Annotated in this window: 13 protein-coding genes and 1 tRNA gene; 1 reads left to right on the plus strand and 13 read right to left on the minus strand. The window is 47.6% G+C overall.

The window, feature by feature from the left end; all coding sequences use genetic code 11:
• Window positions 1-393: 393 nt before the first annotated feature.
• The 3 genes from BC643_RS06555 to BC643_RS06565 all read right to left on the minus strand — a co-directional run bounded on the left by BC643_RS06555 (window position 394) and on the right by BC643_RS06565 (window position 3,515).
• Entirely contained in the window at window positions 394-2,325 is a 1,932-nt protein-coding gene (locus tag BC643_RS06555) for a dipeptidyl-peptidase 3 family protein (RefSeq protein WP_120274178.1), read from the minus strand.
• A 138-nt stretch (window positions 2,326-2,463) separates the two neighbouring features.
• Window positions 2,464-3,156: a TrmH family RNA methyltransferase gene (locus BC643_RS06560; protein ID WP_120272332.1), complete on the minus strand. Its 693-nt coding sequence runs from the start codon at window positions 3,154-3,156 to the stop codon at window positions 2,464-2,466.
• 89 nt (window positions 3,157-3,245) lie between these two features.
• Window positions 3,246-3,515: an HU family DNA-binding protein gene (locus BC643_RS06565; protein WP_120272333.1), complete on the minus strand. Its 270-nt coding sequence runs from the start codon at window positions 3,513-3,515 to the stop codon at window positions 3,246-3,248.
• 276 nt (window positions 3,516-3,791) lie between these two features.
• Here BC643_RS06565 and BC643_RS06570 point away from each other — a divergent pair.
• Window positions 3,792-3,876 (plus strand) — tRNA-Ser (locus BC643_RS06570).
• Between the two features lie 122 nt (window positions 3,877-3,998).
• Here BC643_RS06570 and BC643_RS06575 read toward each other — a convergent pair.
• From BC643_RS06575 to BC643_RS06620, 10 genes are all read right to left on the minus strand, one after another.
• Window positions 3,999-4,589 carry a hypothetical protein gene (locus tag BC643_RS06575; protein WP_120272334.1) on the minus strand — a complete coding sequence of 197 codons (591 nt, stop codon included), beginning with the start codon at window positions 4,587-4,589 and terminating at the stop codon, window positions 3,999-4,001.
• Window positions 4,576-6,129, minus strand: a complete 1,554-nt coding sequence (locus BC643_RS06580; protein ID WP_120272335.1) for a hypothetical protein — start codon at window positions 6,127-6,129, stop codon at window positions 4,576-4,578. Before BC643_RS06580 ends, BC643_RS06575 begins: the two co-directional genes overlap by 14 nt.
• A gap of 141 nt (window positions 6,130-6,270) precedes the next feature.
• A complete protein-coding gene (locus BC643_RS06585; RefSeq protein WP_120272336.1) occupies window positions 6,271-7,899 on the minus strand; it encodes a sulfatase family protein in 1,629 nt (542 codons plus the stop codon).
• 31 nt (window positions 7,900-7,930) lie between these two features.
• Window positions 7,931-9,667 carry a family 43 glycosylhydrolase gene (locus BC643_RS06590; protein WP_120274179.1) on the minus strand — a complete coding sequence of 579 codons (1,737 nt, stop codon included), beginning with the start codon at window positions 9,665-9,667 and terminating at the stop codon, window positions 7,931-7,933.
• Between the two features lie 32 nt (window positions 9,668-9,699).
• Complete coding sequence (gene bglX, locus BC643_RS06595; protein ID WP_120272337.1) at window positions 9,700-12,051, minus strand: beta-glucosidase BglX; 2,352 nt, start codon at window positions 12,049-12,051, stop codon at window positions 9,700-9,702.
• A 51-nt stretch (window positions 12,052-12,102) separates the two neighbouring features.
• Window positions 12,103-13,455 carry a glucoamylase family protein gene (locus BC643_RS06600; RefSeq protein WP_120274180.1) on the minus strand — a complete coding sequence of 451 codons (1,353 nt, stop codon included), beginning with the start codon at window positions 13,453-13,455 and terminating at the stop codon, window positions 12,103-12,105.
• 12 nt (window positions 13,456-13,467) lie between these two features.
• Window positions 13,468-15,441, minus strand: a complete 1,974-nt coding sequence (locus tag BC643_RS06605; RefSeq protein ID WP_120272338.1) for a glucoamylase family protein — start codon at window positions 15,439-15,441, stop codon at window positions 13,468-13,470.
• A 90-nt stretch (window positions 15,442-15,531) separates the two neighbouring features.
• The gene (locus tag BC643_RS06610) at window positions 15,532-17,271 is read right to left on the minus strand and encodes a LamG domain-containing protein (protein WP_120272339.1); all 1,740 of its coding nucleotides are present in this window, start codon (window positions 17,269-17,271) and stop codon (window positions 15,532-15,534) included.
• An 11-nt stretch (window positions 17,272-17,282) separates the two neighbouring features.
• Window positions 17,283-18,815, minus strand: coding sequence for a RagB/SusD family nutrient uptake outer membrane protein (locus BC643_RS06615; RefSeq protein WP_120272340.1), 1,533 nt, complete (start codon window positions 18,813-18,815; stop codon window positions 17,283-17,285).
• An 11-nt stretch (window positions 18,816-18,826) separates the two neighbouring features.
• Entirely contained in the window at window positions 18,827-21,862 is a 3,036-nt protein-coding gene (locus BC643_RS06620; protein WP_120274181.1) for a SusC/RagA family TonB-linked outer membrane protein, read from the minus strand.
• Between the last annotated feature and the right edge of the window lie 193 nt (window positions 21,863-22,055).

Consider the following 22,055-nt stretch of genomic DNA (forward strand, 5'->3'; position numbering starts at 1 on the left):
AAGGCTGATTTTTATCTGTAATAGAAACGGAGAAACAGCTTCGGAATCGGTTAAAAGAAGACTTTCAAAACAAAAATACACTTCCTCATAACTCTCCCCTGAATTGAACCAATCCTACGGATCGTTTTAATTCTATCCCCTCTCTGCGGGCAGAGAGGGGTGGCGCGAGCTCTGCGAACGACGGGGTTAGTCAAAAAATAGCTTATTCTGAATACTCGATCGAAAACCGATAGGCAGGCAGCAATCGCCCATTGATCAATCAGTAGTGATACCACCCTTTCTCCACTTCCCAGTGCTCAATGCTCAGTTCTCTTCCTTTCGTGCATCGAATTTTAGGCAACTAGCTTCAGAAAAAATCCGGAGCTAATCATCCGATGACTCATTGGGCAAAGCTTACTTCACCAGGAAACCAAATTGATCGCTATATTGGAGCATCTGCGCCGTGTAGTCCGACTGGTATTCCACCGCCACATCGGTCACCGTTCCGTCGGCCGCAGTTACCAGCTTCAGTTCCGGGTTCAGGAAACCGGCGTAAGGCGCAATATTCAGCTTTTTGAAACGCTCCAGCACTTCACGGTGCAGGTCGATATCAATCTTAACGGCATAGCTTTCAACCAATGTCTTTGCCGCCGCATAATCGCCCTCCGATTTAATGCGCTGCACTTCCTTCAGCAGCTCACCGAACAGCTCGCGCAAACGGGCGTAATCGTTAATCTGCACATAGGTTTTGCCGTCGCGCTTTACCAGTTCCACCACCCCATCGGCCTTGCCGTGTTCGTAAGCCCATTTGGCAATCAGCTGGCGGTTGCGCATGTGCGATTCCTCCAAGTCCTTACCCAATTCAATGCGGGTTAACTGGGTCAGCAGTCCGTTGCGCAGGTAGGCATCAAATTCAGCCTTCCCTGTCTCAACCGACGGCACCAGGCCTAGCTCCAGCAACTTCTCGTCGGCAATGTAGTACAGGGCAAACAAGTCAGCACGGGTTTCTTCCAGGGTCGAATAGTAGTTCTTCAAATCTTCGGGCTTCACGCCTTGCATCATACGTCCCGAACCATGTCCCAAACATTCGTGCAGGTCGGTGTGCAGGTTTCCGGCCAACTGCCCAAATTCCCGGGCACGTTTTATTTCGGCTTCCGAACCGGCAAACTCTTCCAGCATGCCGTTGCCCAGCGAATCCTGGAAATAAGCCTGTGTAATGTTTTCGATGGTCACCGATTTGGAACCGAATTCCTCGCGAATCCACTCCGAGTTGGGCAAGTTAATACCGATCGGGGTAGCCGGGTAACAGTCGCCGCCCAGCATGGCCACGTGAATCACCTTGGCGCTGACTCCTTTAACCTCCGTCTTTTTATACTTCGTATCGACCGGAGAATTGGCTTCGAACCAACCCGCATTCTCCGACAAAATGAGTGCCCGTTTGGTTCCCTCCAGGTCTTTGTAGTTCACAATCGACTCCCAGCTGGCCTTGATGCCAAGCGGGTCGCCGTATATTTCGATGAAGCCGTTGACAAAATCAACCAGCCCCTCATTTTCGTTTGTCCAGGCAATGCTGTAATCGTCAAAGCGCTTCAGATCGCCGGTTTCGTAATAATCCACCAATTTGGCAATCACTTCTTTTTGCAGGTCGTTTTCAGCAAATTCAACGGCCTTCTTCAACCAGGAAACAATCTGTTGAATGGCCTTCCCGTATTTACCGCCGCTAAACCAAACGTCTTCTTTCAAGGTCCCGTTTTCCTTCACCAAGGTTGAATTCAGTCCAAACGAAGGCGCGTGTTTCGGAACGCTCTTGCGCTTGGCTTCATAAAATTCTTCAGCCTCCTCCTGCGCCACGCCCTGGTAATAGTTCATGGCCGATGCTTTCAGCAAGTCGCTGTTGCTGTCGAGGCTGATTCCTTTCGCGTCCAGTTCCGGGTTGAAAATCACATCCAGCACCGCTGGCAATTCATGTTGAAAACTCAAACCACTCAAATCAGCCTGCGCTAAAAGTTGTTCAAATGCCTCGCGACTCAAAGTCGGTTTAAACTTCTCGGTGGAATAATGATGGTGAATGCCGTTGCCAAACCATACCTGTTTCAGGTACAGGTGAAAAGCCTTGAACTCGTCCGAGTCCCGATCGCCACCAAAAGTTTTGTAGACCGTCTCCAGTAATTGACGAATCCGCAGGTTCCAGCGGTTATTCTGATCGAACAAAATATCGCGGCCGCACAAAGCCGCCTGACTCAAATAGTAGATGTATTGCTTTTGCTGAAGGCTCAACTTTTCGAAGCCCGGCAATTCATAACGCAATATTTTGATATCAACAAATTTCTCAACAAATACAGTCATAATCAATTGACAGTTTAAAGTTTTCAGTTTCAAGTTTCGGGTTTCGGGTTCACAACCACCTCAAATTATAAACGGAGCATTAAGCCCCTTTAGGGGTTTGGGGTAACTTTTGGGTTGTCGGTATGCATCTCTCAACCACTATTTACTGGAAGTTGCTCCGCCCTGGTGTGCGTAATATTCTTCTTCAATTAAATCGGAAGATTTGATCGTCCGGCGTAACCATTCCAGCTTAATCGCGGCCCGTTCCTCCGGGCTCAGTCGCCAGTCGATCTCGGGATCGTTCCGCATCTTCCAGGTCAGGTGATGTAGAATAACAGAAGCGGAAACAGAAATGTTGAAACTTTCGGTGAAACCATGCATGGGAATTTTCAGGAACTCGTCGGCTTCATTTTTCACCACATCGGAAATCCCGGTCAGCTCAGTTCCAAAAACAAATGCAGCTTTTCCTTTTCTCAAGTCGAAGTCTTCCAGGTTGGTGTCGCCTTCGTGCGGTGTTGTTGCCACAATGCGGTAGCCTTTTTGACGCAAGCTACGGATGGCGTCCAGACTATTATCATCTTTTTTATTATAACTCTTCACGCTCAGCCATTTTGTAGCTCCCATCGCCACCTCCCGATCCACTTCAAACGAGTTGCTGTTTTCGATCACATGCGCATCCTGCAAACCGAAACAATCGACCGACCGCATGGCGGCGCTGGCGTTTTGAGGCTGGTAAATATTTTCCAAAACAACCGTTAAATATTTGGTGCGTTGATCTAAAATCCGTTCAAACAATTCGTTGCGTTCGTCAGTGATAAAACCGGAGAGATAATCGACTAGTTGGTAATCCATTTTAAATGCTAACAATTTGGTGATGGCACAAAATTAAGAAAGGGAAGCTAAAAAGCCTCCCTTTCAAATCTCTTTCTATCGGAAATGTCTTAGATTGCGTCGTCCAATTCAGCTCCTGGCTTAAATTTCACCACTTTCTTTTCAGGAATTTCAATTGGAGCACCTGATTGTGGGTTTCTGCCAGTTCTGGCACTACGTGTTGATACAGAAAATGATCCGAATCCGATTAGGGCAACACGATCGCCATTTTTCAATGCATCAGTGGTAGCAGCAACAAATGCATCGAGGGCTTTTTTTGAGTCGGCTTTGGTCAAACCAGCTTTCTCAGCGATGGCGTCAATTAATTGAGCTTTGTTCATAGGAAAACATGTTTAGGGTTAAAAAAATAAACTGATTATTATTATTTGTTTATTGACATAGTTACCATTATTTTTCTTAAAAAGCAACTGCCCCATCCCAAAACCTCAGTAAAATCAATACTTTCGGTTGCTTAAATTTTAAGTTTCATAAAATTCTAAAATAACATTTAAATATGCAAACCAATCGGGCTTTTTTTTTTTTTGAAAATATTGGATTTTTTTGGGTTCAAATTTTTGCAGTTTAAAAATTTCATATACTTTTGCCGCCACATCCACGGAGAGATGGCAGAGTGGTCGAATGCGGCGGTCTTGAAAACCGTTGATCTTCACGGGTCCGGGGGTTCGAATCCCTCTCTCTCCGCGATCAAAAGCCGAAGCAAATTGCTTCGGCTTTTTTTGTTTTTAAGTCTTTTGGTTTCATTATTTTAAACAAATGTCCTTAAACATATCTAAAGCCTGAAGGTCTCGGAACCTCCAAGGGGACTAACGGGATCTTTTCCCTGGCCCTGATTTATAGGGAGATTGACGTTCCGGCTCAGATAGAATAAACAGACGCGGCTCCAGCTCTTTCAGACTTATCTCAGCACTCAGCCCCTGCGGAAACCGGGCATACTTGCGAAATTCAGCCCACGGTTGCTCCGGAAAATCGATGTAGTTCACCCGCTTCGCTTCCTCGTTAACCGTTACTGCTCCTGTGATCATCCACAACGGAAACGAAAAGACAAAGAAATATCCATTCGTTATGGACAGAAATCCTCCCGCTGCCGTCCAGCTTGTGAATCGCTGCGCATCCGTTTTATAGAAAATCAGACGTGCCTTATTCACATCCTGAAGTAACACCGTCTCCACCCCCGTATTGGTCAGCACATAAACACTCTCCGGCGTCAGGGCGATCAACTCCCCTGTCAATTCATTCACGCCGACCAGGTAGTTGACAGAGATCCACCCTCCGAAGGTATTCTCGGCAAGCTCTGTCCTCCGGGGTACAGTGCCCCGAGGCGCATTGACTGCTGTCTTACAACTCCACAGCGACAGCACAAGGCAAAACCAGATTAGATGTTTAATTTTTAACATAGCGGCTGTTCCAAAAAGTCTCTTCCATGGTTGGCTCAACCAACTTATAATCCTTGGCTGCCCTTTTTAAAAACAGCTCAGGCTTGTTCACCATCAGGTTCAGTTTCTTAAAATTCTGCTCCTTTACCCATTCATCGCGAATCCATTCGAGGTAATAGCCACGGGACCGCAGAAAAATCTCCGCCGATTCAAAAGGCAATTCATAGTGAATCGTGTAGGCATCACCGGGCATCGTCACCAGGTATTCATCGTCATTCAACAAGCGGGCTAACGCATCCTCTTCCTGCCCGACCAGCGTTTCTACCCGACATGACTCAACAATAATAGGCTCAGCTTTCCCTTCGATATTCGCGAGTGCTAAGTAATCGATGCGCCACAATCCCTTGTTCATTTTCAATTTCAGCCGAACGGTTTCGGCTTGCTGGTCGGGTAACAGAACGAGATTAAAATCGGTAGCAATTGGCCCCGTTTCATGGATCACATCGCACAGTTGCCAATTCCCCTCTGGCGATTCTGCATAAACCTCAATTCCGCCCAACAGGCTGAAAATACTTTCGCCCGCATCAAAGCCTTTTCTTTCCTGCTCCGCCATCCAATAGCCAACGCCACCGCCCATGTAGGCCAAGCCCTGGTACATCAGGTAGGTGGTCAGCAATGTCTGCCGTTTTCCAATTACCAGCCCCTTTTGTGCGCTTGGACTTCCAGAGTCAAAGCTGATGATTAATTCTTCCTTCGAACACAGATTATCGCCGTCAGCAAGGCTGTAATACTCTTTGTCGTCTGCCGCCAAAAAATCAGAAAGATCAGGCTCCGTTACTCCCGCAACTGCCGTTGGACCGATCAGATCACGGCAACGATAAAATTCATCCCCGGAAGTGGCAAAAACACGTTCACCGGCCTTCCTCTCAAACGCGAGAATATCGGCCGAACAAATGGAATGTGTCTCCAGCGCTTCGTTGGTCACCAGAAGCTCAAAGTTCTTTGCTGATTGTGCGTGATAGAGCATGTCGACATCGCTTTTCTCCAGCGATGGTGATACGCTGGTCGAAAAACCTTCTGCCATCAATACCAGCGAATCGCCGTTACTTGCGTAGAAGGTTGGGCACGAGCCAAAACACGCTTTGGGATTGGTAAGGCAGATTACAGCAACCACTGCCGTCACTCCGGTCATAAAGGTCAGACCGCCGGCAATCGACGTACCGGGATCATTTGTTTCAACCAGGGCAATGCGTTCAAACGGAATATCAAATGGAATCACATCTGTTGCACTCTTTTTCGGCTTCAACCGCTCCTCAATCACTTTCCGATTTAAATCCAAATACCTTCCGAATCCGGTTATTGTACTTTCCTCGGTGTGGGCTCGCCACTGGTACAGCACGTAAACCGAGCCGTCGTTAATATGGGCTTTCAAGTAGGAACTGGATGAACTCATCGAAGAGATTTCTTCAACGTTCCTTATTTCACGGGTTACCGGAACAGTGGCACAACTTGTAAAAAATAAGGCAAGCGCGCACAGCAAACGAATTGGAACTGGTTTCATCCAAAGAGTTTTAACTGAATTGTACTTCTATTTACATTGGCAAAAAAAAGAAGTTTCAATTCAGCCCTGATTTCCAGCCAAAACCGACAAAAACACTCACCTCATCACAACGGAATAAAACAGGAGTAATAAACAAAACTGCTATTTAATCAGTCCTTTCTCCTTGTACTTTTCGATATAGAACTGATCCAACTCATCTGAATCTTTGTAATAGCGTCGCAGCTCATCCAGTTTTTGGTGCAGTTCTTTTTGCACCGATGCATAAGCCGGATCATCGTACACATTTTTCAATTCAAAAGGATCGTTCTTGCGATCGTACAGTTCCCATTCGTCAACATCGTAATAAAAGTGTACCAGCTTGTACTCCTTGGTTACAATTCCATAATGGCGTTTCACCATATGGAATCCCGGATATTCATAGTACTGGTAATAAACGGCATCACGCGTCCACTGTTCGGGGTGTCCGGTTAGCAGCGGCATCAGGCTTTCGCCCTGCATATCGGCCGGCGCTTCAATTCCGGCAGCATCCAAAAAGGTTTGTGCAAAGTCGAGATTTTGCACCATCTCATCCGAGCGCGAACCGGGCGCAATATGCTCAGGCCAACGAACAAGCAGCGGCGTTTTAAACGACTCGTCGTAAATGAAACGTTTGTCAAACCAACCGTGCTCGCCTAAATAGAAACCTTGATCAGAAGTATAAACAACGATGGTATTTTTATCCAGACCACTTTCTTTCAGGTAGTCCAGCACCCGACCGACGTTTTCATCAACAGCGGCAATGCAGCCCAGGTAATCCTGCATGTAGCGCTGGTACTTCCATCGCATAAAATCACTGTCGTTCATCGCCGGGTAATTCTGTTTGAACTGCTCATTAATCGGTCCGTAAACAGAATCCCATTGCGCCTTTTGTTCCGGCTTTAAACGAGCATATTTTTGGCGAAACACATGCTTACCCCATTCGCTTGGCTCTTTAATTCCAAGCTCGTCAGCAACCTCGGGATAGATTTTGTTATCGGCCGAAACCGTCATGTGTTTCAGCAAATTCATCTCTGCGGTGTGTGCTGCAGTGCCACGCCCGCTGTAATCGTCGAAAAGCGTTTCGGGTTCGGGGAACGTGCGTTTTGTAAATTCTTTGTAGTGACGGGGAGCGGGAATCCATTCCCGATGCGGCGCTTTATGCAGGTACATCAGCAAAAACGGCTGATCCGCTTTTCGATCCTTTTTCAGCCATTTCAAAGTGAGGTCCGTAATGATGTCCGTGACATAGCCCATAATCGTGGTATCGCCTTTATTGGTGATGAATTCGGGGTTGTAATAGTCGCCCTGATCGGGCAAAATCATAAACTCGTCAAACCCCTTCGGACTATTGCCAAAATGCAATTTCCCAAACATGGCAGTTTGGTAGCCGGCCTGGTGAAACAATTGCGGGAACGTGACATTGGTGGTATCGAACGGGAAATTGTTGTCGATTTTGCCATTGATGTGCGTGTGTTTTCCGGTCAGAATGGTCGCCCGGGACGGCGCACAGATCGAATTTGTTACACAGGCATTGGTAAAGAGCATCCCCTGATCCGCCAGTCGATCGATGTTCGGTGTTTCGATGAGTCGGTCGCTGTAGGCACTGATCGCCTGGTACGCATGATCATCGCTCATGATAAAAAGGATGTTTGGGCGCTGCGGCTCCGGTTCCTGCTGTACGCAAGATGAAAAAAGGACAACTAGCCCAAAAGCCAGCCAAATGAACTGTACCAAATTTCGATCGTATTTCATGAGTTAGGTTTTTAGTTGTTACCAGATTAATTTAGTCAATCCGGATAATTTCAGAAAAAACAGAAACGCCGTTTTCATTAAATGCTTCCACTGCGAAATAGTAGCTTTGGTCAGTCCCCAGGCTTTTTAACAGCAATTCAACATCATCGTACACCATCCACGAACTGTAGAGCTTGTTGGGAGCAATTCCCCACAGTACATTGTAGCCCTGCGCTCCGGCAACCCGACTCCACGAAATGGAAATATCCCGACGGTCGGCATGCCGGTCGAGCGTCAGTTGTTTTACTTTAGCCGGAGCTTTTCCTGCTCCTGTTCCAAACACCCGAATGTCGGAAATCGCCAGGTTCGGCGTCGGCACATGGATATTCTCATAGCGAATGTATCTCGCCTGCGTTGCCACAGCCAACTCCACGTAATCGTTCGGCGTGTCCTTGAAACTGTTGCTGCGATCAACCAGCGGCGTCCAGTTTTGCGCATCGGTTGATCCGAGTATCTGATACTGATGTTTCAAGCCCGGAATTTTACCATACAAATCCGATTTGTAATCAAAGTAATTGACTTGCACAGCACAGACTGTTTGCTCGGATCCCAAATCGATTTCGAGCCACTGCTGGTCGTTGTTGGCTTCAGCCAACCAAAATGATTTCACATTTTCATCGGTGATATTTTGCACCTTGTGATCGTCAACTTCCGAAGAACCACGAACCGGCTTTTTGTACGAAAGCAACATCCAGCCCCGAAATTCGCCCTTTTTACCGGGCACGGCCGGCGCATAACGTGGATAATCGCCAAAGCGGGTATCGCAATACATGATGCCGTCGTCATCAAAACCGAGCGGATACATACACAGCCGGCGCTCCCAGTTCACGTTGACAGACAAAGCCATGGATGCAAAATGCCAGTATTGTCCGCCCGGACCAACTACCGTGCTACCATGGCCGGCACCATTCATAAAACCACCGGGCTTGTACGAAACCGGGTTGTGCTCCTGGTAATGATACGGCCCCAATGGATGATCGGCAATATAAACGCCATCGCCATAAACATTGAACTCGGTGCCCGGCGCGGCATATTGCATGTAATACTTGCCCGCGTGTTTGGTCAGCCAGGGGCCTTCCATGTAACCACCCAAAACAGTATCCGAATGATTCTCGCCGAAGCGTTCCCAACCATGTTTCTCACCATCGAGATTGAAAAGCTCAACAATCTCATCACTGGCGATGAAGCGCTTTTCCCGGTTCAGCTCAACAGCACGAATCGGATAAGTATTGGACGATCCCCAAAACATGTACGCTTTACCGTCGTCGTCGATAAACAGATCCGGATCCTGCAGGTTATTCAGGATCGCGGGAACAATCTTCCAATCGCCTTTTTTCGGATCGTCGGTGTACAACACACTCATCGATCCCGAAGGATCGCCCGCAACATACAACACCGAGTCCTTGTAATTATGAGCAGCAGGTGCATTCGAGCCCTGAAAATACCAATGCTCAGGCGTGATGAATTCCCAGTTCTGCAAATCGGCCGAATGCCAGTAGCCGAGCGAGCGGGTCACAAACATGTAATACTCGCCGCGAAACTCAACCACCGCCGGATCGGCACCCGAACGATAGGAAAGATCCTTGTTGGAATTATAAATCATGTAGGTGTAATCAACATTCAACGGGTTACAGTAGGTATCCATTCGCATGGATTGCCCCCAACCTATTTGACTGGCCATCATGATAACGACAAACAGACTCAGCTTCAACAATTTTTTGTGTTTCATTGGTTTTGTAATTCTGTATTCCGGTTGAACGTTTATTTTTCCCAATTGATCCGGGAAGTCTGAACATCGCGCGAATTACCGCCGACCATCACGTCAAACTCCCCGGTTTCCCAATCATAGTTCAATTCAGAATTATAAAATTTCAGATCTTCCGGCGTAATTTCAAATTCAACTGTTTGCGTCTCCCCCGCTTTCAAGCTAATCTTTTGGAAAGCTTTCAGCTCTTTCACAGGTCGGGTAACCGTTCCCACCAAATCGCGAATGTAAAGTTGAACGACCTCTTTGCCGTCTACTTTTCCAGTGTTAGTCACCGGGATTGAAACCAGTAACTTTTGATCGCCTTTCAGTTCAGCACTGCTCAATTTCAGCTCGCCATAGTTGAAACTGGTGTAGCTCAAGCCGAAGCCAAACGGGTACAACGGATCGTTGGACACATCGAGGTAATTGGAGCGGAATTTCTGAAACCAGGCTCCTTCGGGTAGAGGGCGTCCGGTATTTTTGTGATTGTAGTAAATCGGAACCTGCCCCAGGTTTTGCGGGAAAGTAGCACTCAGTTTGCCCGATGGATTCACATCGCCAAAAAGAACGTCGGCAATGGCATTGCCCGCTTCGGTACCGCCAAACCAAACATTCAGAATAGCCGGAACATTTTCGTTCTCCCAACTCAATGCCAATGGCCGACCGGTAAACAAAACCAACACAACCGGCTTTCCGGTTTTCAGCAATGCTTTTAACAACGCTTGCTGGTTTTCTGGCAAATTAATATCGGAGCGCGAAGAGCACTCTCCGCTCATTTCGGCTGCTTCCCCCAAAGCAGCAACCACCACATCCGATTTCTGAGCTGCAGCGACAGCCTCACGAATCATCGCTTCATTGCTGCGCGTGTCCCAATAGGTGGGTTTCCCAAAAATGGCCACGCGCGACTCGGCAATTGAATCCGGCAGCACATTGGCCCCTTTTGCATAAACAATGTTCACCTGGTCACCGGCAACGTTCCGGATACCATCCAGTACCGAAACGGATTGATCGAAATCGGCTGCCACGCTCCATGTTCCAGGCATGTTCAACCGGTTGTCGGCCAACGGCCCAATCAATGCTATCGTTCCTCCTTTTTGAAGCGGAAGAAGCTGGTTATCATTTTTCAGCAGCACGAAACTTTCGGTCGCTATTTCGCGGGCAAGCTTGCGATGTTCTGGTGTAAATATATCTTTTGCAGGACGGCTGAGATCGCAATAACGATACGGATCGTCAAACAATCCCAGCTTGTATTTGGCTTCCAATATCCGCCGACAGGCGGCATCAATTTCATTTATCGTCACCGAATGATCATCCAGCGAACTTGCCAGGGTAGTCAGGAAACCTTCGCCCACCATGTCCATGTCGACTCCTGCCTTCAACGACAGGGCTGAAACAGTCTTCAAATCACCCAAGCCGTGATCAATCATTTCGTTAATGGCCGTGTAGTCGGTCACGACAAATCCGTCAAATCCCCATTGATCGCGCAATACGTCTGTCATCAACCATTTGCTCGCACTGGCCGGGATTCCGTCAACTTCGTTAAACGAAGTCATTACGCTACCGACACCGGCCTCAATGGCTGCGTGATAGGGTAAAAAATATTCGTTATACATGCGAATGTGACTCATGTCGGTGGTGTTGTAATCGCGCCCGGCTTCAGCTGCACCATACAACGCGAAATGCTTCACACAAGCCATGATCGTGGTGCTGGCCGAAAGGTCATCGCCCTGATAGCCTTTCACCATCGCCCTTGCAATTTGAGCGCCCAGGTACGGATCTTCACCTCCGCCCTCCGCGACACGTCCCCAGCGCGGGTCACGCGAAATATCTACCATTGGTGAAAAGGTCCAGCAGATGCCGTCGGCACTTGCTTCAACCGCCGAAATCCGGGCAACCGTCTCAATGGCGTCCATGTTCCAGGTACACGACAATGCCAACGGAATTGGGAACACTGTTTTATAGCCGTGGATGACATCCATTCCGAAAATCAGAGGTATTTTCAACCGGCTTTCCTCAATGGCAATACGTTGCACATCGCGAATCTTCTCTGCTGTTTTTATATTGAAAAGCCCGCCAACCGAACCGGCTTTAATCTTTCCTGCAATGTCGGAATTGGAAGCCTGCCCTGTTGTGATGTCTCCAGCGCCCGGCAAATTCAATTGTCCCAGCTTCTCCTCCAAGGTCATTTGTGACATCAGCTGATTCACCTTCTTGTCCATGTCGCCCGTTTTTTTGGCTGATTCAGTAGCACAAGCAGCTCCGATGAGCAAAATCGCGACAAACGCCAACTGCCTCAACCAACCCGATTTTATCGGACTCGAATTCCTTTCACCTGATCGAAAACAACGCCCATTAATTGTGTTCATATCGTATTCGGTTTATTTGTTTAATCGTATTTCATCGTAATTTGAGTTCGGTTATTCACCCGGATAATTGAAACCGAGTTTCGCCAATCCGTTTTGTACATCTGTGTTTTGCATGAACAGTTTCCACAGCAAACCACTTCTGTAGTTCTCAATCATCACCGGAATCGGCCCCTGATCAATCGCCAAATAGCGCGGCAAGTACCAATGATGTTCCTGGCTATAGGCGTCGTATGGCCCATATTCTCCGACCAACGAGTCAGCCACCAGATACAAGTATTTGAGAAACTGCATCGACTCCTTTGGAGTGTAGGGGAAGGACGACAATGCCGCCGTTGGCGAGATGACACCGAGATCCATCTCCCCCGGTCGGTGCCCGGCATAACCGTTCATTGAATAGCTGGACGTAAATCCCCACTGTTTTTCGCCATAACCCGCATAATGCTTGGGGTTATCAACCGCATATTTGTAATGGATGAGCGCGTGATTGACATTCAGCTGCCAATAGTCACCGTACTTGTCTTTTAATCCTTTCGGGTTTAAACCTAAATAGGAATAGTGCGCCCAAAAGAGCGGCCCGGTCGGATCGTCGGAATGCTCGTAAAAGTTGAGAACCGTTGGCAGCCCATAGTAGACAGTGTCCTTGGCAATTGCACCATCAAGCGCCCAGCCTTTGTCGTAAACCGCCGGCTCCACACCGTGGGTAGGCGATGCCGCTGCCAAAATGTACATGATCATACACTCGTTATAACCGCCAACCGGGAAGTTCATCTCCCACCCATAATCAGGCGACCAGTGCCAGTACAACACATCTTCGCCCTTGGTGTACCACTGCCAGTCAACTTCCTGCCACAACTGCTGAATATCACTCACCAATTTTTGCTCGGCTTCGTTGCCGTTTTTAAAATATTCTGCCACCGTGAGCAACCCCTCAATCATGAAAGCAGTTTCAACCAAATCGCCGCCATCATCCTTCGTGCTAAACGGCTTCACCTTTCCGGTTGGACCGTCGAGCCAATGCGGCCAGGCCCCGCGAAAACGATCGGCTCGCCCCAGGTAGTCCACAATTTGCTGCAAGCGCAGCAAAGCTTGCTCCCGGCTAATGAAGCCTCTTTCAACACCTACTAAAATGGCCATCACACCAAAACCGGATCCACCCAGGGTGACGATGTCCCGGTCATCTTGCGGATAGACATTATCGAGATGGATGCGCTCACGAGCCATGCCCGAGCTTGGCTCCGCTCCATCCCAGAAATACCGGAAGGTTTGGTACTGTACCAAATTCAACAGTGAATCTTCCAGTGCTTGTTCCTCCTGGCCTGCAATTTCAGGCGACGGCTTTTTCGGTGCATTACAGCCCCAGAATCCGATCGTAATTACAAGAAGAGGTATGAGTATATTTTTCATTTTTTTCATGTATCAATAGGTAAAACCAAGCTTGGTTAATCCAGCTTTCACCTCCGGACAGGACATGAGCAAGTCCCAAATCAAGCCCGAGCGGTAATTTTCAATCATCACAATGATCGGTCCCTGATCGATGGCCAGGTACGAGCTGGCCGTCCAGCTTTCGGTTACATTAAACGCGTCGTAGAAACCATAATCTCCCCAGAGACGATCTCCCAGTTGGTAGTAGAAGAAACGAAGCGCCTGCATCGACTCCTCCGGCGTGTACGGGATGGACGAAATGGCTGCAGTCGGTGTAATGACTCCCAAATCATTCGTAGGCGAATGAGCCGAATAGCCATCCTGGTTATCACTGGCTGTCAATCCCCAGCAGGCATCGCTGTAGCTCACGAAATTCTTTGGATTCGCCACACAATAGGCCTGATTGATCAGGCTGTGATTGCGAGTCTGGTCCCAGTAGTTGGCGTATTGATCAACCAACTGCCGCGGATCAATCCCCAAAAACGAATAGTGAGCAAAGAACAAGGGGCCACCATAATCGCTTCCGAGCGGCAGCGTCAATCCATAAAATTCGTTGCCATTCGCAATAGCACCGCTTTTCGCCCAGCCCTGGTGATAAACGTCAGCTGCAATGGTATGCGTTTCCGAAGAAGCAGCCATAATGTAGGTGATCAACGCTTCGTTGTAACCCTGAATCTTCATGTTCATGTCCCATGCATAATCGGGAGACCAGTGCCAGTAAAGCACATTTTGTCCGCCTTGCGTGTACCAATCCCATTCGATGGCGTCCCAGAGTTCATTGATTTTTGTTTTCAATGCACTCTCGGTTGCATTTCCCGAACTCAGGTATTGACGGGCAGCCAGCAACCCGGCAGCCATGTACGAAGTTTCGACCAAATCGCCGCCATTGTCTTTTGTACTGAAGGGTAATGCCTTTCCGGTTGTGCCGTTTAGCCAGTGCGACCAGGCTCCGTGAAAACGATCAGCATTTGCCAGAAAATCGACGATTGTTTGCAATCGTTCAACCCCCTCGCTGCGGGTGATAAATCCACGTTCGATGCCCACCAAAATCGCCATCACCCCAAAACCCGACCCGCCCGAAGTGACTGTTTCGTTGGATGTGTTGCGCTCGCGAGCCAAACCACTTACCGGGTGACCAAAATCCCAGAAATACCGGAATGTTTGCTGCTGAACAAGGGTCAGCAATTCGTCATCGCTGATCGTTGGAAATTTCGGTGTCAGATCAACTTCTGTGTAAAAATCCAGATCCAAACCATCGAAAGGTTTCCCAATGCGATCTTCTATGGACGAAGAAATTGCAAAACTGTATTTGGCAAACCCATCCAGTGTTGCACTCGCGTCAACTGCAATTGTATTTTCATCAACCTGGCTCAGCGTAAATCCAACAGCCGAAGTGCCCGCTTTAAAAGATGCGTAAGGCATCACATCGTCTTTACTGATCGCCGTATTGAAATTCAGTTTAAGCTGCGGTGTTCGCCCGATTTCCTTGATACGATTTAAGGGATTAACGACCACATCGTCGATTGAAATCTGCTCCACTGTTAGCGGCGGAATCAAGGCTTTAAAACGGTAAGTCTGTCCGGCAAAGGTTTCGCCATCCGCTCCCTTCAGATTTTCCGAAATCCGTATGGAATAAGAGGCTCCTTCGCTAAACGCCGGATGCGCAATTTTCACCAGCTGGTTTTGACTGAAAAACGAAAAAGTCGCCGTCAACGGTTGATTGGCTTCATCAAGCAGCGAAATATTACTTTCGGCTGAAGCTACATCCAATACTTTGTCGAAACGAATTTCAACCGGATCTTCCAACGGAACATTCTCCGTTGTTGCACCGGCACTCAACGCCACATCGCCAACATACACGTATGTGATTGCCAACTGCTCAGGAGTCGGTTCAGATCCGTCGTCGCCTTTACCACAAGAACTAAAAAGGATCGCTGCAACCAGGAAAAACAAAAAGGGATATCGCATCAGTTCAGACTAACTTTTGTGATTGGGATAAATGTCCCGCTGCATCAAAACAGCGGGACTTTGAAAACTATTTATGAAAGCTGGCTTAGGTTACATACCGTCTTGCATCAGCAAAGTGACTTCGTCAGCTGTAAGGGCCTTGTGGAAAAAGTAAAGCTCATCCATTTGCCCTTTCTCCGTCTTGTGGCTCCATCCGGAGAAGTTTGGATCGCCCGACATGATGGACAAATCTCCAACGTCGGTCCAGTCGATGCCGGTAAACGCTCCCTGGCTTACCTGAACTCCGTCCATGTAGAATGCCACTTCAGTTGCAGAAATCGATATCGCGAAGTGAATCCAATCTGTTTGTACTGTCGGATCAATTGTTGCCGGTGTCCCCGGGTTAAACCAGGATGCATTCGTTCCGTTTCCGACCAAAAGGATGAATTTTTGGCTGGTCGCCGATCCTTCCCGAATAAAACCGAAACCACTCGGTTTATCAGATGGGCTGGTTGGGTCGGCCGGTGAGATAGAAAGGATACCAGCACGAGTGTCTGAAGCATCTATTTTCAACCAAAAACTTGTACTAAATTCCTGTCCTGTTGCCAAATCAGCCGACGGGAAAGTCAGGTACGAATCAGTAGAGCCCTGATAGGCATCGCCACTCACACCTTCACCATAAGCAAAGCCCGGGCTGCCAACTTCAGTGGCGTCGTCACCGGTTAATGTTTCTTTAAAATCCCCGTTGAAGTCCATATAGAAACTGGCCTGCTCTTTCAGCATGATTGTTTGCACTTCTTCCTGGGTCAACGCTTTGTTGAACAACCTCAACTCATCCATGCCACCTTGCTCCGCTTTGTGACTCCAACCGGAGAAGTTCGGGTCACCCGACATGATCGACAAATCTCCGACATCAGACCAATCGATACCGGTGAACGCTCCCTGACTAACCTGCACACCATCCATATAGAAGGCTACTTCAGTTGCAGAAATCGAAATGGCAAAGTGAATCCATCCATTTTGCACTGTCGGATCAATTGTTGCTGGTGTTCCGGGGTTAAACCAGGATGCATTGGTACCATTGCCCACAAGTAGAATGAACTTCTGACTGGTTGCAGATCCTTCGCGAATAAATCCAAATCCGCTTGGTTTATCGGACGGGCTGGTCGGACTGGCCGGAGAGATTGACAAAATACCAGCACGTGTATCAGTCGCATCTATCTTCAACCAGAAACTCGCACTGAACTCCTGCCCGGTCGTAAGTCCGGCTGATGGGAAGGTCAGATATGAATCTGTCGCTCCCTCGTAGCCTGTTCCGCTTTGTATACCGGAACCGAAACCCGGTGATCCGACCGCCGTAGCGTCGCTCAAACTCACCATGTCTTTGTATTCGTTGTTGAACGGCATGTAGAAAATTTCGCCGTCGTATTTAGGCACGTAAGGAGGTGCTTTCGTAAAGTTCACATTCTTTGTGGTGATGTTATCATCGGTATCGGTTGCTACAACCGAGAGTATATGCGAACCGGTAGTCACATTATCGTACGTGTATTCTTCCATGGCTACGCGGTAATCCTTAAACTCCGTAAAACTCGCTATTTCTGAGCCATCCATCTGCAATACAATGGATTCAATTTCGATATCATCGCGTACTTCCAGGTCGATGTCGATTGATGCCACGGCATCATTGGTCTGAAGTTCGTAGCCTTCGGGCGGGAAGTTTACCGTTACCACCGGAGCAGAAGCATCTGTTCCCGGATCCACAGCTGAAATCCCGTCAATATAATTTTGATCGCAAGCATTGAGCATGAATAAACTCAACGCCAATATAATTAGTCTGTTATAATTCTTCATGTCCGTTAGTTTTAATTGATTCCATCTTCCAACTGTGGTAATTCAGAAACCTGATCGGCAGGGAACGGATAATAGGCTTTATCCATCGTAAAGGTTTTCCCTTCGTGACTTAGCTCCGAGGTATTTTCGGTGCGAATCATATCGTAAAAGCGGGTTCCCCATTCCATCGCCAATTCAGCGAACTTTTCATCCAGCACATCGTCTGTTGTCACCGTTCCGAGAGCACTCAATCCGGCACGTGTGCGAACCAAATTAACCGCATCTGCCGCAGTCATCGATATGCTGCTTGTGGAACCACGAGTCAATGCTTCGGCATACATCAGCAACATTTCGGCATAACGGATGACAATAAAGTTCTTGTTACTGCCGAACGACAAGCGACCTGATATCAACTCGGTAGAGGGCAGGAAGTGCTTACCGCTGGCAAATTTCAAGCGGGCATTGTTGTTGAAAACGTCCCCTTCGCGATTGGCATTAGTAATCCAGGACGGAATTGTTCCGTAATCCTCCTCCAGCTCCGTGATTCCGTCAGGAGTAAATACAACGCTGGTTTCCAGGCGAACAGTCTCACCACGATCAAGCATGAATTCGATGTATTTCATTGTTGGTTCGTAGAAACCCCAACCGGAGCCGGCTCCTGTTACAACCGGAGTCCACCCCCCGATACCGAACGGCGCAAACAGAAACGAAGTGCGGTCTCCTTCACCTTGATTAAAGTCCGAATACTGGAACTCGAGAATATTCTCGTCGGCGAGCTTACCAGCCGTTTTAAACAGGTGGTAAAAGTCTGAAGACAATTCAAACTCACCGGAGCTGATAATTTGCGATGTAGCATCCACTACGCCCTGGTAATCTTCCATTTCCTGGTAAGCGAGAGCCATTACAGCATAAGCTGTGTATTGCGTTATTCCGCCGGGAATGTCCGTTCTTTTATTTGGAGCTACATCCGGCAGATCAGCTATAGCAGCAGTTGTTTCGTCAACAATGTATTGCATCACTTCATCCTTATTACTCAACGGAGTGCTCTGGATATTATCCAGCTGGTCAATCACGATACATCCGCCAAAAGCACGCGCCACGTTCAGGTACAGAAAAGCGCGGATTACGCGACACTCGGCAATGTACTGATCGGCCAAGGCGTCGTTTGCAGCTGCAGGCCGATACTTTTCAATCTCCTCCATCGCCGTGAACATGGTTACGATATCGTTGTAGTGCAATTGCCAAACGGAATTAAGGTTCCACTGGCTGCCCAGATAATTGAATGCATCTTGTTCCTGCATGGGCACCTGGTCGCCCGCAGCATTAACATCGTCGCCACGAATTCCCAGCGTCAGCGGTTCTTCCCAGGCACGGGTGTATAGTGCAGAATAAGCACCCAGCAAGGGCTTAATCATGTCCTCACCAATGGTGTAGTCCACATCACTGGTAAATGCTTCATCTTCGAAAGGTTCATCCAGTTTATCGGTACAACCAATCACCGACAACATCAATATCCCACCCAAAACGATGGGCATATAGTATTTTATAATTTGAAATCGTTTCATCTTTGTGGAATTTAGAATTTAAGATTAAGACCCAAGGTGTACACTGCCGGAACCGGGTAGAACTGACGGTCGATTCCGTCGGGAACTTCCGGGTTAAAGCCATTGTATTTAAATGAAGTCAGCGGTCTCTCAGCTGTGAAGTAGATTTTTGCATCAGGCATCCCCTTGCCCAATAGCTCTTCACCTTTTATATTGTAAGCAACCTGAACGTTTTGAATCCGGAAGAAAGCACCGTCTTCAACCAGGTAATCACTAAAATTCTGGTTCCATCCGCGTCTGAGGCCGGAAGCTGAAGGATACTTATTCGAAGTTCCCTCACCATTCCACAAACCGGTCGCTAAATCAGCATCGATATTCGTGTCATTGGTCCAAATGATCTCACCTCTTTTCCGGTTCAGGATTTTGTTGCCGGTTTGCCCCATGATGTTCATAGAGAACTCGATATTTTTATAGGAAAGTCCGACAAAACCACCGTAAGTGAAAGTTGGAATGTAAGATCCCAGGAACACTTTGTCATTGTCATCGATGGCATCGTCGTTGTTCTGATCTTTGAATTTCAAATCACCGGGAACGAGGCTGTTTGCTACAGCAACCGGATCATTGGCAATTTCCGTATCGTTCTGATACACTCCGGCAACTTCATAGCCATAGAATGACAACAGTGGTTCGCCAATTTGTGAGCGCTGCCGAAACTCTGCCGATCCACCATTAATGTAGGTCTGACCGTAAAGGTCGCGCACCTCGTTTTTCAACGTCGCAATGTTACCACCGAACGAATATTTTAGACCTGAGGCTGTTTCGCTACTCCAGGAAGCAGCCAACTCAAAACCGGAGTTCCGAATGGTACCAACATTCCGCAACACACTACCCGACTGCAGTTTCAAGCTAACCGGGATCGCTGCATTTTCGGTATCACGAACGTAGTAGTCAGCTTCAATACTTAAACGGTTGTCAAACAACTGGGCAGTGATACCACCATTGGTTCCTTTCACGGTTTCCCAACCGAGGTAGCCAAAAGTACTGGTCGTAGTGGTTCCGTTCACCTGGGTGTCGTCAATCGCTAAGTAGACCGGGTTCGTGGTATTTGCACCATCCTGACGGGCAATTTTGTCGTTACCCAGTTTACCCCAACCACCACGCAACTTCAGGTAGTTCACAAAGGTTACTCCGTCAAAGAAATCTTCTTCGGAAATCACCCAACCTAAACCGAAGGCCGGGAAATTGCCCCATTTTTCCTGGTACTTGGAAGTACCTTCGCGACGAAACGTGAAGTAAGCGATGTAGCGACTATCGTAATTGTACGACACCCGTCCAAAGTACGACAGTCCATAAATGCGCTCTGCATTGTCGTCAACTTGCTTGGATGTTTCCGACTGAGACTGGCCGATATACCACGAATTTTCATTCAACGGAATATCTTCTGCATAACCGTAGAGGTAATCGTACCACTCATCGCGATAGGAAGTTCCGACCATCGCCGACAAGTTGTGCTTGCCGAAATTATCATTGTAAGTCAGCGTATTGTCAATAAATTGATTGACCTCAGTAGTCCGTGAAGATGAAATGTTTGACAACGCTACGTTTGTGGAATTGGTAATGTAGTAAGGTAAGTTCACTTCGCGAGCCTTCACAAACATCATCGAACTATTGTAATTCGTTTTGAATTTCAATTTTCCGGGTACCAGATCCACTTCCGCATAAATCCCGGTAAGCACCTTCCGAATATCCTGGCGGTTGTTATTGAAAGCCAAATTCAGGAATGGGTTTTGAGAACCACGGTAGCCCAACAACTGAGCGCTGGAATAGTCACTTGGATAGCTGATTCCGGCTGCAACCAATTCGTCGTAGTTTTCCTGATCGTGAACTGGCAAAATAGGCACCGCGTGATAAGCACTAAACCAGGCATCATCGTTACCAATGTACCGGATTCCGTTGCTGACATTGAAATTAGCGCCAATCTTCAGCCAATTATTTGCCTGGTGGTCAATTTTGGAACGGATATTCATCCTTTTGTAGGAATTCTCTGTTTCCAAAAGGCCTTCCTGGTCGAAGTAACTGATGCCGACGGAGTAGTTGGTTTTGTCATTTCCACCAAGAACCGTCAAGGAATGGTTTTGCTGCAGAGCATGAGATTTCATGATTTGTGCATACCAGTCGGTATTTACATCCGGGATGTTCGGATTGACGCGACTACGACCGTAACGCTGCATGGCATTTTCAACAAAACTAATATCGGCGGATGCTCCGGTCTGATTGACGTAGTCAACAAACTGAGCAGCATTTGCCATCTTCATGACATTTTGAGGCACCTGAACCCCAATGTAGCCTTCGTAAGTAATTGTTGTTTTTGAGTTTCGAGAACCTTGTTTTGTGGTGATCAGCACAACACCGTTAGCCGCACGAACACCATAAATAGCCGAAGCTGAGGCGTCCTTCAATACTGAAAGTGTTTCAATATCCGACGGGTTCAGGAAATCAATATTATCGAAGTACATGCCGTCGACGACATAAAGCGGATTGGAATTACTGCTACTCGGGAAAGATCCAACCCCGCGAATCCGCACCGTTGGCTCGCCACCGGGAGCACCGGCACTGACAATCTGAACACCGGCAACTTTTCCCTGAAGGGCCTGCATGGTTTGTCCGGCAGGTGTCTTTACCAATTCGTCCGATTTTATAGTTGTGATCGAGGATGTGAGGTCTTTCACTTTCAACTCACCGTATCCAACGACAACGACTTCATCCACAAATTCGGTCGATTCCGTTAATGATACATTGATTACAGATTGTCCCCCAACCGCTATCTCCTGGCTGTTCATTCCAACAAAACTGAATAATAGGGTGGCATTTGCAGAAACCTTGATGGAATAGTCTCCATCGAAATTAGTTATCGTTCCAATTGTAGTTCCTTTCACAACGACACTAACTCCGGGAATTGGTTTACTGTCGGAAGCCTGAATTACTTTACCTGTTACGGTCCGCTCCTGTTGAGCATAAGACCAAGCAACTGCAAAGCTCAGGCAGAGCAGAATCATTAGTTTTTTCATAAGATTAAATTTTTGAATCAGTTTGGAAATTAAAATTAACAGGCCGAACTGTTTTCGTGAATTTTTCAAATACACCACTGCTTCTCCCATGATGATGAAGTGCAAACACCACCTCATCCCAACTACGCCACCAATAACAAACACAAAAATAGATCCCTAAATATCAACAAGTTAAAACACGATTATTTTCTAA

The sequence above is a fragment of the Mangrovibacterium diazotrophicum genome (assembly GCF_003610535.1).
In the GTDB taxonomy this organism is placed as follows: domain Bacteria; phylum Bacteroidota; class Bacteroidia; order Bacteroidales; family Prolixibacteraceae; genus Mangrovibacterium; species Mangrovibacterium diazotrophicum.

What these genes read in the sequence shown, in the direction of transcription:
- BC643_RS06590 (WP_120274179.1), bottom strand. Translation starts at nt 9,667, where the DNA reads ATGAAACACAAAAAATTGTTGAAGCTGAGTCTGTTTGTCGTTATCATG.
- BC643_RS06580 (WP_120272335.1), bottom strand. Translation starts at nt 6,129, where the DNA reads ATGAAACCAGTTCCAATTCGTTTGCTGTGCGCGCTTGCCTTATTTTTT.
- BC643_RS06565 (WP_120272333.1), bottom strand. Translation starts at nt 3,515, where the DNA reads ATGAACAAAGCTCAATTAATTGACGCCATCGCTGAGAAAGCTGGTTTG.
- BC643_RS06575 (WP_120272334.1), bottom strand. Translation starts at nt 4,589, where the DNA reads ATGTTAAAAATTAAACATCTAATCTGGTTTTGCCTTGTGCTGTCGCTG.
- BC643_RS06620 (WP_120274181.1), bottom strand. Translation starts at nt 21,862, where the DNA reads ATGAAAAAACTAATGATTCTGCTCTGCCTGAGCTTTGCAGTTGCTTGG.
- BC643_RS06560 (WP_120272332.1), bottom strand. Translation starts at nt 3,156, where the DNA reads ATGGATTACCAACTAGTCGATTATCTCTCCGGTTTTATCACTGACGAA.
- BC643_RS06600 (WP_120274180.1), bottom strand. Translation starts at nt 13,455, where the DNA reads ATGAAAAATATACTCATACCTCTTCTTGTAATTACGATCGGATTCTGG.
- BC643_RS06610 (WP_120272339.1), bottom strand. Translation starts at nt 17,271, where the DNA reads ATGAAGAATTATAACAGACTAATTATATTGGCGTTGAGTTTATTCATG.
- BC643_RS06555 (WP_120274178.1), bottom strand. Translation starts at nt 2,325, where the DNA reads ATGACTGTATTTGTTGAGAAATTTGTTGATATCAAAATATTGCGTTAT.
- BC643_RS06615 (WP_120272340.1), bottom strand. Translation starts at nt 18,815, where the DNA reads ATGAAACGATTTCAAATTATAAAATACTATATGCCCATCGTTTTGGGT.
- bglX (WP_120272337.1), bottom strand. Translation starts at nt 12,051, where the DNA reads ATGAACACAATTAATGGGCGTTGTTTTCGATCAGGTGAAAGGAATTCG.
- BC643_RS06585 (WP_120272336.1), bottom strand. Translation starts at nt 7,899, where the DNA reads ATGAAATACGATCGAAATTTGGTACAGTTCATTTGGCTGGCTTTTGGG.
- BC643_RS06605 (WP_120272338.1), bottom strand. Translation starts at nt 15,441, where the DNA reads ATGCGATATCCCTTTTTGTTTTTCCTGGTTGCAGCGATCCTTTTTAGT.